The organism is Chryseobacterium sp., assembly GCF_029240215.1.
In the GTDB taxonomy this organism is placed as follows: domain Bacteria; phylum Bacteroidota; class Bacteroidia; order Flavobacteriales; family Weeksellaceae; genus Chryseobacterium.
The window spans coordinates 272,222-296,315 of sequence record NZ_JARBTK010000002.1 but is presented as its reverse complement, the minus strand read 5'-3'; the positions used below and the strand labels follow the sequence as shown (position 1 = coordinate 296,315).

Sequence of the window (24,094 nt, the reverse complement as noted above, 5' to 3'; positions counted from 1 at the left end):
TTGAATAAATTTAAAGATTATTATTGATTGCATCCTGAGTTTTATCTACTCCGAAACTGATAAACATTCCTACAAAAACAAAGGTATTTACAGGCGGAACAACTGCCGAACTTCTGTTTCCGTTTTGTGAAAAATTATATCCGTAAATGTTTTTATTTCCTAAAACATTCGAAACGCTCAACACAAAAATGGTAAAAGCTTTGGCATCTTTTTTACCTAAATTCGGAAGATAATTAAAACTTAAATTCAGGGCATTGTAATCCTTCAGTTTTCCTTCGTTGCGAATGATGTTTATATCATTTTGAGTGATAATATCGTAGTAAGGTCGTCCTTTTGCGTAGGTGTAAGAAAGATTAATTCCGGTTTTCCATTTTGGGATAAATCTTTTTGCGACTGCAGAAATGGTGTGTTCGGAAGCAAAATTTGGTTTTAAGCTGAAAGGATAATTCAGAAAATCTCTTTTAGAATCCAAAAATGAGTAACTGATCCAGTAATCGATATTTTCGAATGTTTTCTTATCTCTCCAGAATAATTCCAGACCTTTTGCAAAACCATTTCCGTCATTATTAAAGGCAGTTTGTACCTGTTGATTCTGATCTGCATTTGGAACAATGTTCTGTGTTTTTATCAGTTCATCATATTTTTTATAAAATGCTTCAAACCTTAAGCTTCTACCTTCAGTAGATCTTTGAACCTGAAAAATAAAATGCTGTGATTGCTGAAAATCTAATTTCTCAGAAGAGTTAATATATTTACTTTCAGGGTTTTGAAAGAACAATCCGTAGGCGAAAGAAGTTGTCCAGTCTTTTGCCAAACGATAAGCCAAAGCAAAACGGGGAGCGATGTTGGTCTTATTTAAATAAGAAGAATTTTCTGCTCTCACTCCAATTTTTGCTGACAGATGATTGCTGAAACCCAAATCTGTTTCCATGAAAGCAGAAGATATAAGATCGCGATAATTTTTATTGATTTCACCAAAATTCAGTTTTTCATTGGCATAATTTAATTCAAAACCACCGCGCAAAGCACTTATTTTATTGATCTTTCTGTCAACAACGGCTTTAAAATTGATGTAATTTCCGTCATTCGACACTTTTGATTCAACACCTTCCACATTATTCGTTTCTGTAGAAAATTTTAAATCTGACTGATTGAAAGAATAAGAAGTTCCTGCATTCAAAAGGTATTTTCCGAATTTTTGTTTGAAGGAAAGGTTATGATAGGTATTTTTTCCTTTTAATTTTACTAAAGCAAAATCATAATTTGGTTCTAAACTTTCTGTTTTTACACCCATTGTATTGGTGTCAAACATTCCATAATATTTAATAAAACCACCTGATTTTGTTTTCAATCTAAAATTCATATCTCCATTAAAACCTTGTGGAGCATCAATAAAATCTGTATTAAAACTGAAAATTTTCTGCATCAGATTCAGGTTAGAATATCCTGCTGTAGCTCCGTAAGAATAGTTTTTGTTGTCGCCCAATTTCTGAAAACCTCCGCTTAAAAATATTGGAGAAACTCCAAAATCATAAGAACTCTGATCAGGAAGATCAACACTTTCGAGCATTAAAGCTCCCGACAAAGCCTGTCCGTACAAAGCAGAATATCCACCGCTTGAAAAAACGTTTCCTTTAAAAAGTGACGTATTAAATCGATCTCTTCCTGCAATTCCGGGAACTGAACTTGAAAAATAATTGTTTATTAAACTTCCATCCATGAAAATTTTAGACTCGGTTCCTGTTCCGCCACGGACAAACAAACCTTCTGTTTCACCAACTTTCTGAACTCCCGGAAGATAATTTAAGGCAGAAGAAATTTGTCCGTCTGCTCCTGCAGTTGTATAAATATCAATGGGTGTCAACAAAGCTGTAGCTCTTTTTTTGTCACTTGCTTCAATTGATCCTGCGGAAACTACAACTGCGTCGATTTCGTTGATCTGTTCCTTTACTTCTGCGTTTACGGTTTGATCTTTGTCATCAATATTGATTTCCTTTTCAATTTCATAATATTTTACATGGCTAAATGTTAACTTTTGAGCACCTCTTTCTGAGGTTTCGAAAGAGAAATTCCCATTCGCATCGGTTGTTGCACCGTCGTAAGTATCTTTTAATGTTACATTTACCTCGGCAATTCCCTTATTTTTAAAAGTCACTTTTCCGGAGATTTTCACCTGAGCAAAATTCAGAATAAATGAAAAAAAGAATAAGATGAAAGTGATTTTATGAAATTTTATTTTCATGTCTGTAAGTTTTAAGCAAAAATATAAAGGAAGATTGAAATCTCTAAATTTTTTCTACCGAATGGTCATATTTTTGTACTGAAAGGAATATAATCACAAAAATCTTATTACATGAAATTTCAAACTTTGACTTTATTGGCAAGTTGTGCTCTATTTGCTGCGTCTTGCAGTACAAGTAAAACCTACAACATTTTAGCAAAAAGCGGAACCCAGACTGGCGGAACTGCTAAATTTACACAGGAAGGAAATAACGTTGTTATGGATCTTGATGTAACCAATCTGACTCCCGGAACTCATGCCGTTCACATTCATGAAAAAGGCGATTGCTCTGCTCCTGATGCAACTTCAACAGGAGGACACTGGAATCCAGGGAAACACGATCACGGAAAATGGGGAACCGGAAGCTTTCACATGGGAGATATCGGAAATCTTGAAGCCGATAAAGACGGAAAGGCTAAACTGACCTTTAAAACCGATAAATGGTGTTTAGATTGTGTAGAGGAATCGAAAAACATTATGGGTAAGGGAATTATCATTCACGCAGGAAAAGATGATTTTATGACACAGCCAACAGGAAATGCAGGAGGCCGAGTTGGTTGTATAGAAATTAAATAATCTTTCCTTATCTTCAAATAAAAAGCGGCGCTAATCTTCGATTAGCGCCGCTTTTTATTTGAAGATAAAGTTTTAAACTTTAGCTTTCATTTCTGCGATAATATTCATCGCTTCCTGAAGATAAGTATCTTTCTTCAAATTTTTGATCCACATTTCAGATTTTTTCTTGAATGCTTCATCTTTTTTCTCTCTTTCGATTTCTGCAGGATACATTGAGAATTTCAGTCCGTTTTCAAATTTTGTCAACGCTTTAAATTTCTCGATCTGAGCTTTTCTCTGCTTCATCAAATCATTAAACTTGTTGATGTTCAAAGTGATCGTTTCTTCTTTATCCAATTGTTCTCTCCATTTTGCAGATTCCAATAATAGCTGATAATTTTTATTATTAGTCATTCTGTCGTTGCTCGATTTCTCTAAAGCTTTTACATCAAAATAACTTAGTTTCTGATAGTTTGAACTAGGAATTTTATCCCAAGCCAAAGCAAAATCGTCGTATCTTTCACCAACTTCTGCGTAAGTAAAGAAATCTTCCATTCTGATATCTGAAACGATTCCCTTTCTTTGGTTTGATTCTCCACTGATTCTGTAGAATTTCTGAATGGTCAGCTTTAATGATCCGAAATCATCTTCAGTATTTAAAAATCTATTTAAATCAACAAATGTCTGTACCGTTCCTTTTCCGAAAGATTGTGGCGAACCCACGATGATTGCTCTTCCGTAGTCCTGCATTGCACCTGCTAAAATCTCAGATGCTGAAGCAGAAAGTTCGTTTTGCATAATTACTAAAGGACCCGTCCAAATCGGAGTTTCCTGCTTATTTTTCAAAGTCTGGATTTTTCCGTTTCCGTCTTTTACCTGAACGTAAGGTCCTGCATTCATAAAAAGTCCCATGATGTCACCAACTTCCGTCAATGAACCACCACCGTTATTTCTAAGGTCTAAAACAATTCCTTCAATTCCCTGAGCTTTCAGTTTTACAATTTCATTTTTGATATCATCAGAAGCATTTCTTCCTTTTTCATCTTCAAAATCTGCGTTGAAACTTGGTAAATTGATAAAACCATATTTTTTCCCGTTTGGAGAGTTTACAATGATACTTCTTGCAAAAGTATCTTCGATTGCCACTTCTTCACGAAGCATTGTTACTTCTACAATCGTTTTATCTTTTTTCTGAACCGTCAAAGTTACCGGAGTTCCTTTTTCACCTCTTATCAGTCTCACCGCTTCATCAGAAAGCATTCCAACCACATTTACAGCATCTTCATTAGGTTTAGACCTGACTTTAAGAATTTTATCTCCTTCTGAAAGTTTTTTCGATTTCCAGGCCGGTGCACCAATCGTCAATGCTCCAAGGAAAAGATTTCCTTTTTTTTCCTGAATAATTGCTCCTATTCCGATCACTTTTCCTTTGAATTGTGTATCAAAATCTTCTTTGTCTTTCGGAGAATAATAGTTTGTATGCGGATCAAAAACTTCTGTATAAGCATTCATGTAGACTGTAAACCAGTCCATTTTTTTTCTTTTCTTGAATCTGGTAAAGGTTTCTTTCACCAAATCTTTTACCTCATCAGTTGCTTTTGTCATTTTTTGCTGAGGAGATAGCATTTCAAGTTTGATAGTATCTTTCAGTTTAAATTTCTGAACAGAATCTTTCTTTTCTTTCTGAGCTTCTTCTTTGCTGTTCATCGACTCAATTTCCTGAAGGATATTGTATTTGATGAACTTTTTCCACTCGTTATACTGCTCCTGTTTGTCTTTAGGAACGTTTTTAAGCTTTGCTTCTAAAGTTAAAGTTTCATCTTCTTCCAAATTGATTGGTTTGCTGAAAATCTCCTGTGTAATCTTATCAATTTCATCAACTCTCTGGTACAATCTGTCAACCGTCAATTTGTAGAAAGAAAGATCACCCAAATTCAAATAATCATCAAGCTTCGTTTCGTGCTTACCAAATTCTGCCATGTCCGATTGCAGAAAATATCTTTTTCCGGGATCGATCATCTCAAAATAATGTTTGTAAACATCTTTTGAATAAGCATCATTGATGGGTTTTGGGCTGTAATGTAAGTATGAAAGAGTGTTTTTAACGCTCACCATTATCGTCTGCATTTTCTCATCGTCATTCTTTGGCGAGTTGAAACAAAACATAAGACTTGTCAATGGAATAAAAAGTAGAAATTTATTTAGTTTAAAATTTTTCCACATAAATCTGTAATATATTTTTATTAATTTTTTTAAATCATCCAATAAGTAGTGTTTATTAAATGACTGTTACAAACTATCAAATTTAATACCTTATTTATAATTATCAATTAGTTTTAAGTATTTTTGTTAAAATTTAAATTTTTTATGGAAAAGCCACTTATTCTGGTAACCAATGATGATGGAATTACTGCTCCCGGTATCAGAAATCTTGTAGAATTTATGAACGAAATCGGTGATGTAATTGTGGTAGCTCCCAACTCGCCCCAAAGCGGAAAAGGTCACGCCATCACTATAAACTCCACTTTAAGCTATGAAGAGGTACATCTTGAAGGTCCTCAAAAAGATTTTTCATGCAGCGGAACTCCCGTTGACTGTGTAAAAATGGCTTTAGATAAAATTCTTCCGAGAAGGCCGGATATTGTGGTTTCAGGAATTAATCATGGTGCTAATTCTTCTATCAACGTGATTTATTCAGGAACGATGTCTGCGGCGGTTGAAGGCGGTGTAGAAGGTCTTCCCTCCATTGGTTTTTCTCTTCTTGATTTCAGTTGGGAAGCAGATTTTACGCAGGCAAAAGAATATATTCAGAATATTGTAAGAAAAACTTTGAAAAATCCGATGCCTAAAGGTGTTGTTTTGAATGTAAATATTCCGAAACTTTCAAAAGAAGAAATTAAAGGCGTGAAAATTTGTAAACAAGCCAATGCAAAATGGGAAGAAAGTTTTGACGAAAGAATCAACCCGCACGGTAAAAAATATTATTGGTTGACTGGTTATTTCAACAATATGGATGAGTCTGAAGATGCTGACGAAACGGCTTTGGCAAACGGATATATTTCTATTGTTCCGGTGAAATTTGATATGACGGCTTATGAGTATATGAACACGCTGAATGAGGTGATGAAGTTTGATTAATTATGTTCTTTTTGTCTTGAAACAAAAGAACCAAAAATTCAAGACTTGGAATCTGAAGGCTAAAAATTTAAAAATAATCCTAAAATTCCCAAACTTGCGCGAATTGACTGTTAGTCCCTTCAATTCAAAATTTGTCTCGCGCTTCGAACAGTGGGAATTTTTTAACGGATTATTTTTAAATTTTCTTAACGCTTCAGTTTCCGATGTCGTAATTGATTCATCACAATAAAAAATCTGTGCAAATCTGTGAGATCCAATAAATCGCGTGAAAATCAATTTAAAACAAAATCTTATCCTCTTTCCTCAACTCTTCCAAATACTTAATTTTATCATCACGATAAAATAAATTCATCGTCTCGAAAGGGATCATTTTTAAATCTTTATTCACAATGTGAACGCATGATTTTTTGACCGCTCGAACATCAAAATCGTACGCATCCATAAAATTCATGATTATAATTCTAAACAAATTGTCATAATCTAAATTCGGAGCAGAAACCTCCGGAAGACAACACAATAACTGGTTTACTTTAGGCTGAACTTTATCTACAGAAATTCCTGTACTGAAAATGTCTAAAAGCTGCATCTGTAAACCTTCATCTTGTTCATAAACGATGGTATTTTTCGTTTCATTCTTCAGCAGATCAGCAGGATTAATATACCGTGTTAAAGGAATCGTTTCACCTTCCAGCTTTAGAATATATCCCATCGCCAAAGAATCCGGATTACACGGAACAGGAATAATATCGTCTCCATTCAAGAGCGGAAACTGATTTAAAATTTCCTGACGAACTTCAGTTAACGTAATTTTTTCATGCGCAGAATCTTCTCTGTTTCTTCCGGCAACTTCAACGGGCTGAAAAGTGATTCCGCGGACGCATTTTTGTTTTAATGCAAAATCAATCAGCTTTCCGATCTCATCAATGTTTTTTCCTTTCTGAAGAACGATAACGAGCGTTGTGGAAAGGTTTAATTCATTTAATTTCTCCAAAGCTTTCATGCGGACATTTGTAAGATCTTTGCCTCGGAAATCTTCCAAAACTTCAGGTTTAAAGGAATCAAACTGAAGATAAATCTCAAATTCAGGAGCATAAGTCGCCAGTTTTTCTGCAAAACCCGGGTCATTAGCAATACGGATTCCGTTGGTATTGAGCATCAAATGTTTGATGGGTTTCGACTTTGCAATATCCATAATTTTGAAAAACTCGGGGTGAATTGTTGGTTCACCACCACTGATCTGTACGACATCGGGTTCGCCCTCATTTTTAACAATCGTATCAAACATGGCTTCAATCTGCTCTAAAGTTCTGTGACTTCCGTAATGTGGCGAAGACATCGCATAGCAAGTCGGACAGGTCAGATTACACCGATCTGTAACCTCCACAATCGAAAGACAGCTGTGCTGCTCATGATCTACGCATAAACCGCAATCATAAGGACAACCATATTCCACATCAGTTCCGAAATGAAAAGGCATTTCTGAGGCTTTGTTGTAGTTTCTGATGTTTTTATAATATTGAACGTCGGAAGCAATCATGGTTTTAAAAAAACCGTGATCCGGACATCTTTTGGTCATAAAAACTGCTTCATCTTCAATGATGATCTTTGCTCCTACTCTTTTCAAGCATTCCGGACAAAGACTGATTGTATAATCGTAATAGGTATAATTTCTTACTGGCATAATTTCATTTTTTTACATTCCTCCACACACAAAACCGCTGATCAATCCACAAATTAATAGTGAAATCAACATGGTTTGCCAAAACTGCTTTTTAGAAAATTTTCTCCCATCTTTGCTTTCATAAATCAGCTTTACAAAAACTGTAATGACCAATGATACTACAGAAGCGACAACAACAATGATCAGAATAATCATTGCAACTAAGCCTTCCAATCCGCCAACTTCAAGAAGCGTTAGTATTTTCATATTTTAATTTCTTTTGGTTTATTATAGTTGTTTTAATCTTAAAAATGTAATAGATCATTACACAAAGACAAACGAGCTGAATCGTTCCTAAATTTCCAATAATTTCAATTTTAGGTTTTATAAAGTCTAAGGTAAATCTAAACGTGAAATAACTCAGCATAAATATCTGAAAAATAAAACCTGAAGGGTCTAATTTTTTGTTATTTATTTTTAAAACAATCCAGAGAAGAATCAAAAATGCAATCTCGTACAGCGCTACCGGATGTCTGAGATATTCATCACCAAGATGCATTCCGAAAATAGAATCTGTAGGTATTCCATACGTTTCTTCGTGAACTCCCGTTAGAAAACAGCCTATTCGTCCGATAATAATTGCCAAGATCAATGGGAAAACAATCAGATCGCCTGTACTTTCTTTATGCCCGACAATTTTTTTTCCTAATTCTACTCCAATTAGTCCAAAAGCCAAACCGCCAACAATCGTATTGTTTGTCCAGACTCTTTTTAAGCTAAAATTTTCAAACAGCATATATGGGTTTTCTAAATTCCCAATCAGTTTTGAGCCAAATAATGCTCCGGCAGTTGCACCGATTAAAATTGCAGCCGAAGTATTGAAAGACAGTTTTTCGGAAGATTTTCTTTTTAGATAAAAATAAAAACGCATCCCTAGAAATATTCCTAATGTTTCAAACACAGGATGCGCCAAAATTGTTTTACCGAAAATCTGAAAAGTAACAGGAAAATCCATGATTTCAAAAGTAGTATATTTAGGATAAATTATTAATTTTAATTTGTAAATACTAAATCAATAGACAAAATGCGAATAGAAAATGATATCAAGCTGGGATTTAAAGATGTAATGTTCAGACCAAAACGGTCTACTTTAAAATCACGGTCAGAAGTAGATTTAAACAGAGAATTTACATTTCTTCACACTCAAAAAAAATGGAAAGGAACTCCAGTAATCGCTGCCAATATGGATACGGTAGGAACTTTTGAAATGGCCATAGAGCTCGCAAAAGACAAAATAATCACCGCTGTTCACAAACATTATACTGTTGAAGAGTGGAAAGAATTCCTTGACAATCAGGAAGAAAGTATTCACCAATACATTGCTTTAAGCACAGGAACGGGAAAAGCAGATGAAGAAAAAATAAAAACAATTTTGAGTCAACATCCAAAAATAGAATTTCTATGCATTGACGTTGCAAATGGATATTCTGAACACTTTGTACAGTTTGTAAAAAAAGCCAGAGAAAATTTCCCTGATAAAATTATCATTGCAGGAAATGTGGTAACAGGTGAAATGGTAGAAGAACTTCTTTTAGTTGGTGCAGATATTATCAAAGTTGGAATTGGTCCAGGTTCTGTCTGTACCACAAGAGTAAAAACCGGAGTCGGCTATCCCCAACTTTCTGCGATTATAGAATGTGCAGATGCAGCGCATGGATTGAAAGGTCACATCATTGCAGACGGAGGATGCAAAGTTCCGGGAGATGTTGCCAAAGCTTTTGGCGGAGGAGCAGATTTTGTGATGCTCGGCGGAATGTTTGCCGGTCATGATGAAAGTGGAGGTGAAATGATCGAAGAAAATGGGAAGAAGTTTAAACTCTTCTATGGCATGAGCTCAAAAACAGCAATGGATAAACATTCCGGAGGTGTAGCTGAATACAGGGCTTCTGAAGGTAAAACTGTGAAAATAAAATACAAAGGTCCTGTATCAGAAACTGTGAAAGATATTTTGGGTGGAGTGCGATCAACCTGTACCTATGTAGGTGCTCCAACATTGAAAGAATTATCTAAAAGAACGACTTTTATAAGAGTTCAGGAACAGGAAAATCAGGTTTTTAATGACTGATTATCAGTGCTTCAAAACCAATCAATGAATTTCACATACCGTTGAAAACGTTTTCAAACAAAGGTTTCACCAGATAGAGGGTTTGTTGAGGGGTAGAGTTTTTGGTTATTTTATTTATTTTCTTTCTATTTGCATCTTCAAACGAAACACAGAATACGAATGACGAAGAAAGTCTTCCTCCGAATATTTTATCAGTCTGGAAAAAGTATTCGGAGTTTTTATTGATCTTACTTTTAAGTCTTCCCTTGTTTGATATTGTGTGGTACAAAAATTTACTCCTGCCAATTAATTTCATCTCTGAACTTCAATCACATTTTATTTTTTGAATATCTTTTTAAATTTATTCAACCTTATTCTTACCCTCCTGACAATTTTGCCAGGATAATAAAGAGGCAACTATTGTTTATATAAAATCAATACATAACAAAAGTTTCTTTTGACGTTAGTTTTAAAACTTATGATTTTTAAAGTTCGGAGAAAATAAAGATTATTATGAAATTTAAAACTAAATTTACCGCCTGATCAAGAACTTATCTGGCAGAAAACACCGCAGATTGATGTAAAAAAGATATTAGTAAATCATTGATTAATTAAAATTTGATGATGGATGAAAAGAAAATATTTTTTAACCAACATTAGCCTTAAATATGGATTTGATAAAGTCCTCTAAAATATATTTTACGTTTTTTTTCCGGAGCTTATTCATCTTTGCAAAGAAAAAGAATATAAAAATGGGTTTTAAAAGAGATTTTTGCAATCTTTTCCTAGTCCTTTTCATATTAGAAAGCCTTTCTTTATCAGGACAAAATTCTAATTCTCAACAAAGGAAAATCGATCAGCTTATCAGCCGTACCAATGAATTGTATCTGAATGGAGAAACAAATCAGGTTTTTGCTTCTTCAAAAAAAATAATCAATTTATCTGAGCAATTAAAATATGATAAAGGCCTTTCTTACGGTTATTATTATCTCGCTGCCTATTTTTACGACAATGCAAAATTCAGAGAAAGCGTACAGAATGTAAAAAAAGCACAGCAGTACACAAAATATTTAGCCAAAGACAAAACCCATTCTGCAAAGCTTTCAGCTTTATTAGGAGGAAACTACCTGTTGCTGGAGCTTTATACTTTATCTTCCGAAAATTATAGAAAAACCATTGATATTCTTGAAAGCAAATCTCAGAAAAACATCACAGATTCGCTTACAGAAAGCGCCACCTATTCTAATCTGAGTTACCTTTTTCAAAATATCAATATGCCGGATTCGATGTATTATTATCTTAAAAAAGAAAAAAAAATTCTAAAAAAAATCAAATTTAAAGATGCTTATATTCAAAAAGGCTGTTCTTGCCTTGGTTTCGGAAATTATCATCTTAGCAAAAACAAAATAGATTCTGCGCAATATTATTATAACAAATCATTAGAATTTTTTAACGGTAAAAAGCATCCCTGCAAAATTGAATCTCTTATTGGTCTGGGAAATCTTTATATTCATCAAAAAGATTACGAAAAATCCCATCAATATTATGATTGTGCACTAAAAAGTTTTGAGCAGAATAATTTTCCTGATATCAAGAGCGAATTGCTTAAAAAAATCTCTGAACTTCACATTTCGCAAGGTAATGCTTCAGAAGCAAAAAAATATCATGATATGTATCTGAAAGTACATACCGAATTAGACGGACGCAAAAAAAATGAACGTGATTTTGTGCTGAATGAGGTTATGAAAGAGGAAAAAGCGAAACATCAGAAGGAAGTGAGAGAAAGCTGGAAATTAACGCTGATTATTTCATCCTTGCTTATTTTTATTTCTGCTTTTATTATTTATCTTCTAAAAAAATCTAAAATCAGAAACCATAAAGCTTTAGAAATGGCCAAACAGCTCCGGTCAGAAAAAGCTGTACAGGAAAATGAAAAAGTAATAGTAAAACTACAGGTCAACGAAGCCTTCAATGAAGTAAGGAAGCTCGCTAAAGAAAACAGTTCAGAATTTTTTACGAAATTTCAGGAAGTTTGTCCGCACTTTACACTGAAAATGCTCAGTATCAATCCGAAATTTAAAGTTTCTGAACTTACTTTTGCTGCTTATATTTACTTAGGGTTTAACACTAAAGAAATAGCAGACTATACCTTCAAAGCAGTAAAAACAATAGAAAATAACCGTTATAATCTTCGGAAAAAGCTTGAAATTTCCTCTGAAAAGGATCTTCGGATCTGGCTGAGAAATTATATTGATTCCGAATAACAAAAATCCCTCTCATAAAGATATGAAAGGGATTTATATTTTGATTTAAACTGATCTTAAGTAAGCATTCCTCCGTCTACATTCAAGACTTGTCCGGAAATGTAAGAAGACATTTCGCTTCCGAAGAATACACAAGCATTTGCTACATCTTCCGGCTGACCTCCTCTCTTCAAAGGAATTCCTTCTCTCCATCCCTGAACTGTTTTTTCATCTAAAGCTGCTGTCATTTCAGTTTCGATAAATCCTGGAGCAATTGCGTTACAACGGATGTTTCTTGATCCCAATTCTAAAGCAACAGACTTTGTGAATCCTATAACTCCGGCTTTAGAAGCAGCATAGTTTGCCTGTCCTGCATTACCTTTTACTCCAACTACAGAAGTCATATTGATGATAGAGCCTGATTTCGCCTTCATCATCGGCTTAATTACCGCTTTCGTAAGGTTGAATACAGAATCTAAATTAACTTTAATTATCGTGTCCCAATCATCTTTTGACATTCTCATCAACAGATTATCTTTTGTGATTCCTGCATTGTTGACCAAAATATCAATTTTACCAAACTCTGCCATTACTTCTTCTACCAATTTCTGAGCAGCATCGTAATCTGATGCATCAGACTGGTACCCTTTAATTTGAGTTACAGAACTCAAAGCAGTTTCCAATTCTTTCGCTTTTTCTACAGAACCGGCGTAGGTAAATGCTACTTTAGCTCCCTGTTGAGCAAAAATTTCGGCAATTCCTCTTCCGATTCCTCTTGTAGCTCCGGTAATTAGCGCTACTTTTCCTTCTAATAGTTTCATATATATGATGATTTTATCTAAAATAGTTTAGTTTGAAATTGCAAAGATATTATTTATCTTAAAATAATTTTTGGATTACTCATTCAATTAGCGATTACTTGGCTGAATTATTCACAATGAGTACAATCTCTCCCTTTAAAGTTTTACTTTTAGAAAATTCAATTAATTCACTGATTGTTCCTCTTTTAGTTTCTTCGAATTTTTTTGAAATTTCACGACTCAGACTTGCTCTTGTTTCTTCTCCAAAAAATTCTTTAATCTGCTCTAAAGTCGTGTTGATCTTATGCGGACTTTCGTATAAAACAATGGTTTTTTTCTCTTCAGCCAGTTGTTTCAGCTTCGTTTGTCTGCCTTTTTTCGGAGGAAGGAAACCAGCAAACAAAAACTCATTATTTGGCAAACCAGAAACCACCAATGCCGGAATCAAAGCCGTTGCACCTGGAAGGCATATCATTTCAATATTGTTATCCGAACCTGCTTTTGCCAATAAATATCCAGGGTCCGAAATTCCCGGAGTTCCTGCATCGGTAATGATTGCGATATTTTGTCCGCTTTGAAGATCTGCAATCACTTTTTGGGTCGCAGTATGCTCGTTATGTAAATGATAAGATTTTAATGGTTTTGAAATTTCGTAATGCTTCAAAAGCACTCCTGAAGTTCTTGTGTCTTCACACAAAATATAATCGACCTCTTTCAGCACTTTAATCGCTCTGAAAGTCATGTCTTCTAAGTTCCCGACCGGTGTGGGAACAAAATATAGGATTCCACTCAAAATTATAAGAATTTATTTTCTACCAATATCCAAAGTCTCTGTGCGTACTCATCGACTTTATTCCATTTTCTGTCGTAGTACAGTTCGCTTAGATATTCTTTTGCCTCTTCCAGATTTCTGCATCTGTTCAGCTCAGCAACGGCTTGGTTAAGGTCGGTCTGGCTTCCTCCGAAAAGAAGTTTTGTAAAAGCCATTCTGTCATTTAGATCTAATCTGAATTCCGGTTTTTGCTTTTCAGCTTCCATATATTCCGTAGGAATATTGGTTTTTAAGATACTTCCTGAATCTTCTTTCACAACCGGAGCCGGCTTGTCTTGAGGAATTTCTCTTGCTAAAGGATCATCATCAAACAATGTTTGAATTGTTTTTAAGCCTTTAATATTCGCCAGTCTTATTTTCTTCTCCTGTTGATACGCTTCCAAATTTTCAAAGCTTTCGTCGGATGCAGGTTTTTCTTTTTCGATGTCTGATGAAGGTCTGTCGATATCAACAATTTTCCTTCTGTCAGAATCTTCGTTTGTTAAAGTATTTTCGTTGATTTCGATTTCTGTTTCAGTATCTTTTTTAATTTCTGTCAGAATACTTTCTACATTAGAGTTTTCAGTAATTATTCCGTCTTCATCATATTTAAAATCATCAGAAACAGTCTCATTTTCAGACTCTTCAATTAAAATTTCATCTTCAGGCTCATCTGATTCAAACATACTTGGAATTTTCTCCGAAGAATCATCTGTAATTTTTACAGATTCATAATTATTCTGAATTTGCTCTTCTTCCTCAAATGAATCTGAAACACTTTCATCAGAAATCTCATTTTCAAATTCGTCAATTTCATTTAACTGATTATTAAAAATGGCTTCTTCCTCAGTTACTTTTTGATCAAATATTTCTTCTTCAATATTGTCTTCTTCAGGAACAGAATTTTCTAAGATTCTTTCTTCATCCACAAAACTCAAAACTTCAGAAACTTCTTCATTTGCATCTTCCTCTTCAATTTCATCCAATTGGTCATTAAAAACAGATTCTTCCTCTGTAATGTGCGTATCTAAATCTTCATGAACGGTATTTTCTTCAGCGTTTTCAACAATCTTTTCTTCTTCGGCAAGGCTGACCAAGTTTTCATGGAATTCATTTTCCTCAATTTCATTCAGTTGATTATTAAAAATCGCCTCTTCTTCCATTACATTATTCGGAAGATGAGTTTCTGCTTTTCCGATTTCGTTTAGTTCATTATTAAAAATGGCTTCTTCTTCCATTACTTCATGAGAAAAATCCTGAGATTCAGAGATAGATTCGGCTAGAGAATGATTCGAAAAAGCTTGTGAAAATTGTAAATCATCCTTTTGGTAATACTCCACTTTAGATTTCAACAATTTCAAAAAAGAAATTCTTTCTGCTAATTGATCAATAAGATCCTGCTTAGAAAGTAGTTCGTCAACATGGTTTATTTTGTCAAGAATACCAATGATATTCTTTGATTCAAAAAAAATCTTTTCCTGTAAATCTTGGATGTTCTGCATAGAAGAATCTTATTAAAATTGCTTACTTTTGATCTTAAAATATTACGGCTAAAATAACAAATGTTTTTAGAAAATACAATTAATCATTCCAAACAAAGCGGTTGGATGGAAGTTATTTGTGGCTCAATGTTTTCCGGAAAAACCGAAGAGTTGATCAGAAGACTGAGAAGAGCTGAAATGGCGGGGCAGAATGTGGAAATTTTCAAACCCAAAACAGATACGAGATATTCTGATGAAGATGTCGTTTCTCACAATAAAAATAAGATCCGAAGCACTGCAGTTGAAAATCCTAATGAAATTATTCTTTTGGGATCAAATTGTGACGTGGTAGGAATTGATGAAGCACAATTCTTTGACGAAAGCATCGTAGAAGTGGCTAATGAATTGGCAAACAATGGAATAAGAGTAGTTATTGCAGGTTTGGATATGGATTTTCTTGGGCGACCTTTCGGCCCGATGCCAAATTTAATGGCAACGGCAGAATATGTAACGAAAGTTCATGCAATCTGCAAAAGAACCGGGAATTTAGCCAATTATTCTATGAGGATTTCTCAGGGAAATAATCTTGTAGAATTAGGCGAAACAGAAAGTTATGAAGCAGTAAGCCGTCGTGTTTTTATTGACGAAGTACTTTTGAAGAAGAAAAATGGTTAATTTAGGCTAAGGTTTAGGTTTAGAATTAATAAACTTACAAGAATTTCATTATATCAAACACAAAATATAAGCAGAATAGGCACTAATGAATTATACAGTAAACGAAATTGCACAAATCACCAATTCGAATATTATTGGTGATGAAGAATTAATTATCAAAAATATAGCTTTTGACAGCAGGATAATATATGCAACCAAGAATACTGCTTTTATTGCCATTAATACCAAAAAAAATTCGGGAGAAAAATTTATAGAATCTGCTATTGACAGAGGGATAAAAATTATTATTTCAGAACATCAGTACCCACAATTTAAAAATATTACATGGATTATTGTGGAAAACTCTGTAGATTTTCTTCAGAAATTAGCAAAATATCATTTCGAACATTCAGATTTAAAGTCAATAGGAATTACCGGAAGTAATGGGAAGACAATTCTTAAAGAATGGTTGTATCAATGTTTGTGGAACGAATTTCCAACGGTAAAAAGTCCGAAAAGTTTTAATTCGCAGATTGGTCTTCCACTTTCTTTACTTCAAATTAATCAAAATCACCAATTAGGGATATTTGAAGTTGGAATTTCCATGCCGAATGAAATGCAGGTTTTGGAAAATATTTTTCATCCTCAAATAGGTTTATTAACTCATATCGGAACAGCTCATGCAGCAAATTTTGAGTCTGAAGAAGATTTAATTGATGAAAAAATCAAACTTTTCAAAGATTCTGAGGTTGTCATTTACAATTCGGATAATATACTGGTTGATAATAAAATAAAAGAAATCTATTCAAGCAAAAAATTAATTTCTTACGGATTTCAAGAAAAGAATGATGTCTTCATTAAAACCAATATTAAAGATGAAAATATTGTTGTCAAATATTTTGATGAAGAAATCAATTTTCCGGTTAATCAACGTGATGAAGCCACTTTAACGAATGCTTTAGCTCTTATTACAGTCTTAAAAGAACTGAATATCACTACTGATAAAATCATCGAAAAAATCAACGCTCTGAAAGCTGTAGAAATGCGTCTTGAAGCCATTGAAGGAATTAAAAACAATATCATCATCAATGATTCATTCAATCTGGATCTTGATTCTTTAAAAACAGCTTTACAATTCTTAAACGAATATAAAAAATCTAAAAAGTCATTGGTTTTAACCGACATTATCGGTGTTAATACAAATTCTGAGGAATTGTATGAAGAGGTTTCAGAACTGGTGAATGAGCAAAAATTTGATTCAGTTTTCTTAATTGGTGAAGAAATTTCCAAATTCAGAACACTTTTTAAATCTAATACTTTTACTTTCATTAATACTCAGGAATTAATTGAAAGTAAACACCTCACGGAAATTGAAAACCAAATCATTTTACTTAAAGGTGCAAGAAAATTTGAAATTGAAAAACTTAAAGATCTTTTGGAACTGAGAAAGCATGATACAGTTTTAGAAATCAATCTGAATGCGATTTTGCACAACATCAATTACCATAAATCTCTACTAAAACCTTCTACCAAAATGATGGCAATGGTAAAAGCAAATGCTTATGGATTAGGAAGTTATGAAATTTCAGAGTTCCTTCAGCATCATCATATTGATTATTTGGGAGTTGCTTTTGCAGATGAAGGTGTCGAACTTCGCAAAAAAGGAATTACCACACCGATTGTTGTGATGAATCCTGAACAGCACAGTTATGATGCAATTATTCAGTATAATCTTGAGCCGGAAATTTACAGTTTCAGGGTTTTAGAATTGTTTTACGAAGCCGTTCAGAAATCAGGGTACGATAAAAAATATCCTATCCATATCAAACTTGAAACAGGAATGCATCGACTTGGTTTTAAGGAATATGAATTGGATCAGTTAATTCAAAGCTTACAAAATAAGAATCTGAGGGTTCAGAGTATTTTCAGTCATTTATCATCTTCTGATGTTCCTTCTGAAAGGGAATTTACTTTAAAACAGTTGGAAACTTTTAACAAAAATTCAAACTATTTAATTGAAAATATTGGCTATCAACCTTTAAGACATATTTTAAACTCATCCGGAATTACAAATTACACAGATTATCAATGCGATATGGTGAGAATCGGTATTGGAATGTTAGGTGAATCTCCTAATGCTGAAATTCAGAAACAATTGCATTCAAGTGTAAGTTTCAAAACTGTAATTTCACAGATTTCCATGGTAGAAAACGGAGAATCAGTGGGTTACAGCAGAAAATATAAGACCAGTCATTTAACCAAAATTGCCACAATTCCTGTCGGTTACGCAGATGGAATTCCAAGATTGATAGGAAATCAGGTGGGAAATGTGGGTATTAATAAAACCTTGGCTCCAATCATCGGAAATATCTGCATGGATATGATGATGATCAATGTAGATGAAGTTCCCAATGTAAAAGAAGGTGATAAAGTGACCATTTTCAACGCCAAACCAAGCCTTAAAGAATTTGCAGGGTACTGCAAAACCATCACTTATGAAGTATTAACCTCGATATCTCCTCGTGTGAAACGGATTTATGTAAAAGATTAATTATGAAAAAACTCCTTACGCTTTTATTCGCATTCCAATTGATTTTTATCCATTCTCAGGTAAAAGAAGGTTTGGTTATTCCAAAAAATCCGAAAATCGGACTTTCTCTTGCGGGAGGTGGTGCAAAAGGATTTGCGCACGTCGGGGTTTTAAAAGTCTTGGATTCTTTAGGAGTTAAAGTTGATTACATATCCGGAACCAGTATGGGAGCAATTATCGGTGGGCTTTATGCTTCAGGATATACAGGAAAAGACATTGAAAAAATTGTTACTGATACCGATTTTTATTCTTTAATCCGAGATCCGAAATCACGAACTGAAAGCACATTTTTTAATAAATCTGTAGATAAATATCTTTTATCAATTCCTTTAAAAAATGGGAAGATCAACCTTCCCTCCTCGATCAGTTCTGGTCAGAAGAATGTTTATTTATTGAAAGAATTATTTAAAAATGTTTCTACAATCGAGGATTTTTCAAAATTACCCATTCCTTTCATGTGTGTTGCCACCAATCTGGAAAGTGGAAATATGCAGATCTTTGAAAAAGGAGATTTAGTGCAGTCAATCATGGCGAGTTCGGCGTTTCCTTCACTGATGGATCCTGTAAAAATAGGTGATAGTATCTATATTGACGGTGCAATGACTGTAAATTATCCTTCAAAACCTTTGAAAGATAAAGGAATTGATATTGTTATCGGTGTAGATTTGAATCAGGATCTTTCAAAGAGAGAGGATTTAAATAACATCATTTCAATTCTTAATCAGGTTATCGATTTCGGGATTCAAAAAGATACACGTCGTCAGTACAAATTTACTGATATCAACATCAAACCCAATCTTAAAGGAATGACCGCAACAAGCTATGATGATAAGAAGAAAATTCTTGACAGCGGCTTTGTGGAAGGTCTGAAGTATGTTGATATATTAGATAAACTTCCAAAGCGTTCTTTTGACCGCCTTAGACAGCCTATAAATCCTATTTATTCTAATGTCTATAAGATTGACAGTATTGCATTAATCGGAAGCAGAATTTACGGTAAAAACTACGTTCTCGGTAAAATGGGACTCAGACTTCCATCGATGCAAACTTACGGAAGTGTAAACAGAGGTATAGATAAATTGGTTGCCACAAACAACTATCGTTTCATCAACTATGATATCGTTACAGAAAATAATATCAATTATCTGAAATTATATGTGACGGAAGATGATGCAAGACATTTTTTGAAATTCGGATTGCACTACGATGAGATTTTTAAGACAGGATTATTGCTTAATTATTCAGCAAAAAGATTATTATTTAAAAATTCAAATTTATCATTGGATGTAATAGTTGGTGACAAACCAAGATTCTACCTGAATTATTTTATTGACAACGGCTACATTCCAGGATTCGGAATTTACTCTTCAGGGATGAGTTTTGATCTGAAGGGAAATAACAATATCAATATTGACAAATGGGAATGGCTCAGAAATGAAGCTTACATACAGTCGATTTGGCGGGATAAATTTGCTATAGGAGCGGGATTAAGCCATGACTACTTTGAGGCAGACATTAACGGTACCAATAAGAGGTATAGTCGTTTTCTCAACCCGTATGTATTCCTGAAAAGTGATACCCAAAATGACAGAGATTTTCCACGCAGAGGATTTTATCTTAATGCGGAAGGTAAAGTTATTGATCTTTTAAAATCTGAAGTCGAGAAAAGAGTCGTTCAGGTAAAAGCAGATATCAGAGTCAACATTCCTTTATCAAAGCAATTCAGCTATCATTTAAATCTATATGGAGGAATTACCATTGGTGACAATCTTCCACAATTCTACCAATACAGATTGGGTGGAATCTTTGAGCAGAATATTGTTAATTTTAAAACATTCAACGGATTCTATTTTGCCCAATTAAACAGCAATAACGTAGCACTGATTTCTAATGATATTCAGTTTAAATTTTATAAAAACTTTTTCCTGAGTGGGAATTTCTCTTTTGCCAATCTTTCGGATGATATCAGTTTTGAAGATGCAGCAAAAGTAAATTACAGTTCATTAGGAATTATGGCGGGTTATAAATCTCCTTTTGGACAGATAAAATTCAACTTCAGTCATTCACTTAAAAATAATCAAAAAGGTATATTCAGTGTTATTTTAGGACACTGGTTTTAAAACAATGATACAGTTCTTTTACGAAAACTTACCCGAAACGGTAAATACAGAATACACAAAATGGCTGGAAGAAATTATTCTTTCAGAGGAAAAAAAATTAGGAGAAATCAACTATATTTTCTGTGACGACGAATATTTACTGAAGATTAATCAGGATTATCTGCAGCATGATTATTACACAGACATCATCACTTTCGATTCCGTAAAAGGCAAAACAATAAGCGGCGAGATTTTTGTATCTTTGCAGCGCATTTCAGACAACGCTTCTACCCTATCAAAAAACTATGAAGAAGAATTAAGAAGAGTCTTGGCTCACGGTATTCTACATCTATGTGGTTATAAAGATAAATCAGAAGAAGAAGAACAGGAAATGCGAAGCAAAGAAGACTTTTATATTGCAAAATATAATTAGGAGCTATTTCCCGCTATCCGCACTCGCTTTTTTCTTTTTTCAAAAGAAAAAGAGCTCAAACAAATGCTACTATCGGGGCTAGAAACATCGAAGTATAGGCACTTTAAGCCTTATTTCGATACAATGTTTCACGTGAAACATTTATATAAATTTAAAAATTTAAGGCTTAAATAAGCAATTAAAATGATTTCAGAAATATATGATGTAATTGTAGTAGGTGCAGGTCACGCTGGTTGTGAGGCTGCTGCTGCTGCTGCCAATTTAGGATCAAAAACTTTACTGGTTACAATGAATATGCAGACCATTGGGCAGATGAGCTGTAACCCCGCAATGGGAGGAATTGCCAAAGGACAGATCGTAAGAGAAATTGATGCAATGGGAGGTTACTCCGGAATTATTGCCGATAAATCTGCGATCCAATTTAAAATGCTAAACCTTTCAAAAGGTCCTGCAATGTGGTCTCCAAGAACGCAAAATGACAGAATGTTGTTCGCAGAAGAATGGAGATACGCTTTAGAAAACACTCCAAATATTGATTTCTTTCAGGACATGGTGAAGAGTTTAATTATAGAAAATAATCAAGCTGTAGGCGTTGTAACTTCTTTAGGAATAGAAATCAGATCAAAATCTGTAGTTCTTACCAATGGTACTTTTCTTAATGGCTTAATCCACGTTGGAGATAAGCAATTAGGTGGTGGAAGAATGGGTGAACCAAGAGCTTTTGGAATTACCGAACAATTGGTTTCTTCAGGTTTTGAAGCAGGAAGAATGAAGACAGGTACTCCACCAAGAGTAGACGGAAGAAGTCTTGATTATTCTAAAATGGACGAACAAAAAGGAGACGAAAATCCACAGAAATTCAGTTATTCAGACACTCCGAAACTGACGAAACAATTAAGCTGTCATATTGTTTATACGAATGAAACCGTACATGATATCTTACGTGAAGGTTTCGACAGAAGTCCAATGTTTAATGGTACGATTCAAAGTTTAGGACCAAGATATTGTCCGAGTATTGAAGATAAAATTAACCGTTTTGCAGAGCGTACAAGACATCAGCTTTTCGTAGAACCGGAAGGTTGGAAGACTGTTGAAATCTACGTAAACGGATTTAGTTCTTCTTTACCTGAAGATGTTCAGATAAAAGCAATGAAGCATATTCCGGGATTTGAAAACGTAAAAGTATTCCGTCCAGGCTATGCGATTGAATATGACTACTTCCCTCCTACTCAGCTAAAACATACTTTAGAAACAAAATTGGTTGAGAATTTATATTTTGCAGGTCAGATTAATGGTACTACAGGATATGAAGAAGCAGCCGGACAAGGCTTAATGGCAGGTATAAATGCACACAATAAAGTGCATGAGAAGGATGAATTCATCCTAAACAGAGATGAGGCTTATATTGGTGTTTTAATCGATGATTTAATTACAAAAGGTACAGAAGAACCTTACAGAATGTTTACTTCAAGAGCTGAATACAGACTTCTTTTAAGACAGGATAATGCGGATATCAGATTAACTGAAAAAGCTCATAAATTAGGATTGGCAAATGGTGAAAGACTAAAAAGAGTCGAAGAGAAAATCGCTAAAAGTCAGGAACTTGAGTCTTTTCTACGAGAAACTTCTTTAAAACCAGGTTTGATTAATCCGATCTTAGAAGGTATTGAAAGTAACCCCGTAGATCAGGCTTACAGAGCCTCTCAGTTTCTTACGAGACCCAATATTACATTGGAAAAATTAGAAGAAATTGATATTATTAAAGAAAAAGCATCACAATATGATGATGAAGTAAGAGAACAGGCGGAAGTAAATATCAAGTATAAAGGTTACATTGAAAAGGAAAAAGAAAATGTGGCTAAGCTAAACAGATTGGAAAATGTGAAGATTCCTGAAGATTTTGATTATATAAAATTATCCAGTCTTTCTGCAGAAGCAAAACAAAAAATGACCAAAGTAAGACCAAAAACATTGGCACAGGCAGGAAGAATAAGTGGTGTTTCTCCTTCTGATATCAACGTTTTAATGGTTTATTTAGGACGATAAGGCAATGATGTTTCACGTGAAACATTTATTAATTAAAATTAAATATGTGAAATTTGGGACTATAATGGTTTCAAATTTCATTTTTTAAAATATCATACAACTCATGAAAATTAAAGATCATTTTCTTTCGCAGGAAATATTTGAAATTGTGGAAACCAATACAAAAGGAGTTTTTAAAACCTCCCCTATTCCATCAAACATTTCTAAATATTATGAAAGTGAAGATTATATTTCGCACCATCAGGATTCAGGAAGTTTAAAAGAAAAGCTATATAAATTTTTGCAATCTTTTAATCTTCAGTACAAGAAAACCATTCTTATCGACAGAATAAAAAAGAATTCTAAAGTACTTGATTACGGATGCGGAGCCGGAGAATTTGTAAAATTTATTGAAAATGATTTTGAAGCTTTTGGTTTTGAGCCAGATTTGGATGCCAGAAAAATCGCTCAAAATAAAATAACTAAAGCGAAAATAATTGATAATTTAGATACTATAGAAAGTGAATCTTTAGATGCAATTACATTATGGCATGTCTTTGAACATATCGAAAATCAGGATGAAATGTTAGAAGTTTTCAGTTCAAAACTGAAAGAAAAAGGTTTACTGATTATTGCTGTTCCCAACCCTACTTCTTACGATGCAAAACATTATAAAGATTTTTGGGCCGCTTATGATGTGCCAAGACATATCTATCATTTTTCGAAATCTGGGATGGAAAATCTGATTTCTAAGAAACCAAATTGGAAAATGAGAAAAATCAAACCTTTGGTTTTAGATTCTTATTACATCTCAATGTTGAGCGAAAAATACAAAAAATCACCTCTATTTTGGCTAAAAGCAGTCATTCACGGAACGATTTCTAACGTAAAAGCATTATTTTCTAACGAATTTTCAAGTTTGATATACATTATCGAAAAAAAATAGAAAATCGATTTTTAAGCCGTTTCTGAAAGTCAATTTTTAACTATTTTGATGAATTTTTATAAAAACTCAGGATTTTTTTTGAGTTTTTATTTTTTTGAATAATCCTCCTTTGATTAAATAAAATTAATTTTTGAATTTTTAAAATCTAAATTATTTTAACATAAGTTTGAATAAATTGTTAGCTTACAAATAAGCACACTTTGTCATTCCGGAGGAATCTAAACTCTAATTCTTCTTTGTTTGTTTAGATTCCTCCGGAATGACAAATTATATA

The 24,094-nt window shown here is 33.7% G+C and carries 19 protein-coding genes; 10 read left to right on the top strand and 9 right to left on the bottom strand.

The window, feature by feature from the left end; all coding sequences use genetic code 11:
* Positions 1-10 precede the first annotated feature (10 nt).
* A complete protein-coding gene (locus tag K0R77_RS05335) occupies positions 11-2,242 on the bottom strand; it encodes a TonB-dependent receptor (RefSeq protein WP_300349484.1) in 2,232 nt (743 codons plus the stop codon).
* Between the two features lie 111 nt (positions 2,243-2,353).
* Between K0R77_RS05335 and K0R77_RS05330 the strand changes: the two genes are divergently transcribed.
* Positions 2,354-2,857 (top strand): superoxide dismutase family protein, encoded by a 504-nt coding sequence (locus K0R77_RS05330; RefSeq protein WP_300349481.1) that lies wholly within the window; start codon positions 2,354-2,356, stop codon positions 2,855-2,857.
* A gap of 72 nt (positions 2,858-2,929) precedes the next feature.
* On the opposite strand, the gene K0R77_RS05325 is transcribed toward K0R77_RS05330, so the two are convergent.
* Positions 2,930-5,059, bottom strand: coding sequence for a carboxy terminal-processing peptidase (locus tag K0R77_RS05325; protein WP_300349479.1), 2,130 nt, complete (start codon positions 5,057-5,059; stop codon positions 2,930-2,932).
* 144 nt (positions 5,060-5,203) lie between these two features.
* Here K0R77_RS05325 and surE point away from each other — a divergent pair, with 144 nt between their 5' ends.
* Positions 5,204-5,974 (top strand): 5'/3'-nucleotidase SurE, encoded by a 771-nt coding sequence (surE, locus tag K0R77_RS05320; protein ID WP_300349476.1) that lies wholly within the window; start codon positions 5,204-5,206, stop codon positions 5,972-5,974.
* Between the two features lie 277 nt (positions 5,975-6,251).
* On the opposite strand, the gene K0R77_RS05315 is transcribed toward surE, so the two are convergent.
* From K0R77_RS05315 to K0R77_RS05305, 3 genes are read right to left on the bottom strand one after another with little or no spacing between them, the layout of a single operon-like run.
* Complete coding sequence (locus K0R77_RS05315) at positions 6,252-7,655, bottom strand: radical SAM protein (protein ID WP_300349473.1); 1,404 nt, start codon at positions 7,653-7,655, stop codon at positions 6,252-6,254.
* A gap of 12 nt (positions 7,656-7,667) precedes the next feature.
* On the bottom strand, positions 7,668-7,901 hold the full coding sequence (locus tag K0R77_RS05310; RefSeq protein WP_300349471.1) for a hypothetical protein: 234 nt from the start codon (positions 7,899-7,901) through the stop codon (positions 7,668-7,670).
* Positions 7,879-8,649, bottom strand: a complete 771-nt coding sequence (locus tag K0R77_RS05305) for a prolipoprotein diacylglyceryl transferase (protein WP_300349469.1) — start codon at positions 8,647-8,649, stop codon at positions 7,879-7,881. The genes K0R77_RS05310 and K0R77_RS05305 overlap by 23 nt, the downstream gene beginning before the upstream one ends.
* 69 nt (positions 8,650-8,718) lie before the next feature.
* On the opposite strand from K0R77_RS05305, the gene K0R77_RS05300 reads away from it, so the two are divergent.
* On the top strand, positions 8,719-9,759 hold the full coding sequence (locus tag K0R77_RS05300; protein WP_300349468.1) for a GMP reductase: 1,041 nt from the start codon (positions 8,719-8,721) through the stop codon (positions 9,757-9,759).
* 31 nt (positions 9,760-9,790) lie between these two features.
* Here the strand turns inward: K0R77_RS05300 and K0R77_RS05295 are convergent, their stop codons facing one another.
* On the bottom strand, positions 9,791-10,054 hold the full coding sequence (locus K0R77_RS05295) for a hypothetical protein (protein WP_300349467.1): 264 nt from the start codon (positions 10,052-10,054) through the stop codon (positions 9,791-9,793).
* A gap of 436 nt (positions 10,055-10,490) precedes the next feature.
* On the opposite strand from K0R77_RS05295, the gene K0R77_RS05290 reads away from it, so the two are divergent.
* Positions 10,491-12,002 (top strand): tetratricopeptide repeat protein, encoded by a 1,512-nt coding sequence (locus K0R77_RS05290; protein ID WP_300349464.1) that lies wholly within the window; start codon positions 10,491-10,493, stop codon positions 12,000-12,002.
* Positions 12,003-12,058: 56 nt separating this feature from the next.
* Here the strand turns inward: K0R77_RS05290 and fabG are convergent, their stop codons facing one another.
* From fabG to K0R77_RS05275, 3 genes are all read right to left on the bottom strand, one after another.
* Positions 12,059-12,802, bottom strand: coding sequence for a 3-oxoacyl-[acyl-carrier-protein] reductase (fabG, locus tag K0R77_RS05285; RefSeq protein ID WP_300349461.1), 744 nt, complete (start codon positions 12,800-12,802; stop codon positions 12,059-12,061).
* A 94-nt stretch (positions 12,803-12,896) separates the two neighbouring features.
* Positions 12,897-13,574, bottom strand: a complete 678-nt coding sequence (gene rsmI, locus K0R77_RS05280; RefSeq protein WP_300349459.1) for a 16S rRNA (cytidine(1402)-2'-O)-methyltransferase — start codon at positions 13,572-13,574, stop codon at positions 12,897-12,899.
* A 2-nt stretch (positions 13,575-13,576) separates the two neighbouring features.
* The gene (locus tag K0R77_RS05275; RefSeq protein ID WP_300349456.1) at positions 13,577-15,094 is read right to left on the bottom strand and encodes a hypothetical protein; all 1,518 of its coding nucleotides are present in this window, start codon (positions 15,092-15,094) and stop codon (positions 13,577-13,579) included.
* Positions 15,095-15,154: 60 nt separating this feature from the next.
* Between K0R77_RS05275 and K0R77_RS05270 the strand changes: the two genes are divergently transcribed.
* The 6 genes from K0R77_RS05270 to K0R77_RS05245 all read left to right on the top strand — a co-directional run bounded on the left by K0R77_RS05270 (position 15,155) and on the right by K0R77_RS05245 (position 23,820).
* Positions 15,155-15,748 (top strand): thymidine kinase, encoded by a 594-nt coding sequence (locus K0R77_RS05270; RefSeq protein ID WP_300349453.1) that lies wholly within the window; start codon positions 15,155-15,157, stop codon positions 15,746-15,748.
* Positions 15,749-15,833: 85 nt separating this feature from the next.
* A complete protein-coding gene (locus tag K0R77_RS05265; protein ID WP_300349450.1) occupies positions 15,834-18,278 on the top strand; it encodes a bifunctional UDP-N-acetylmuramoyl-tripeptide:D-alanyl-D-alanine ligase/alanine racemase in 2,445 nt (814 codons plus the stop codon).
* Positions 18,279-18,280: 2 nt separating this feature from the next.
* Positions 18,281-20,437, top strand: a complete 2,157-nt coding sequence (locus K0R77_RS05260) for a patatin-like phospholipase family protein (protein ID WP_300349447.1) — start codon at positions 18,281-18,283, stop codon at positions 20,435-20,437.
* A gap of 4 nt (positions 20,438-20,441) precedes the next feature.
* Positions 20,442-20,849 carry an rRNA maturation RNase YbeY gene (gene ybeY / locus K0R77_RS05255; RefSeq protein ID WP_300349445.1) on the top strand — a complete coding sequence of 136 codons (408 nt, stop codon included), beginning with the start codon at positions 20,442-20,444 and terminating at the stop codon, positions 20,847-20,849.
* Between the two features lie 183 nt (positions 20,850-21,032).
* The gene (gene mnmG, locus K0R77_RS05250; protein ID WP_300349442.1) at positions 21,033-22,895 is read left to right on the top strand and encodes a tRNA uridine-5-carboxymethylaminomethyl(34) synthesis enzyme MnmG; all 1,863 of its coding nucleotides are present in this window, start codon (positions 21,033-21,035) and stop codon (positions 22,893-22,895) included.
* 103 nt (positions 22,896-22,998) lie between these two features.
* Positions 22,999-23,820, top strand: a complete 822-nt coding sequence (locus K0R77_RS05245) for a class I SAM-dependent methyltransferase (protein ID WP_300349440.1) — start codon at positions 22,999-23,001, stop codon at positions 23,818-23,820.
* The last annotated feature ends 274 nt before the right edge of the window (positions 23,821-24,094 follow it).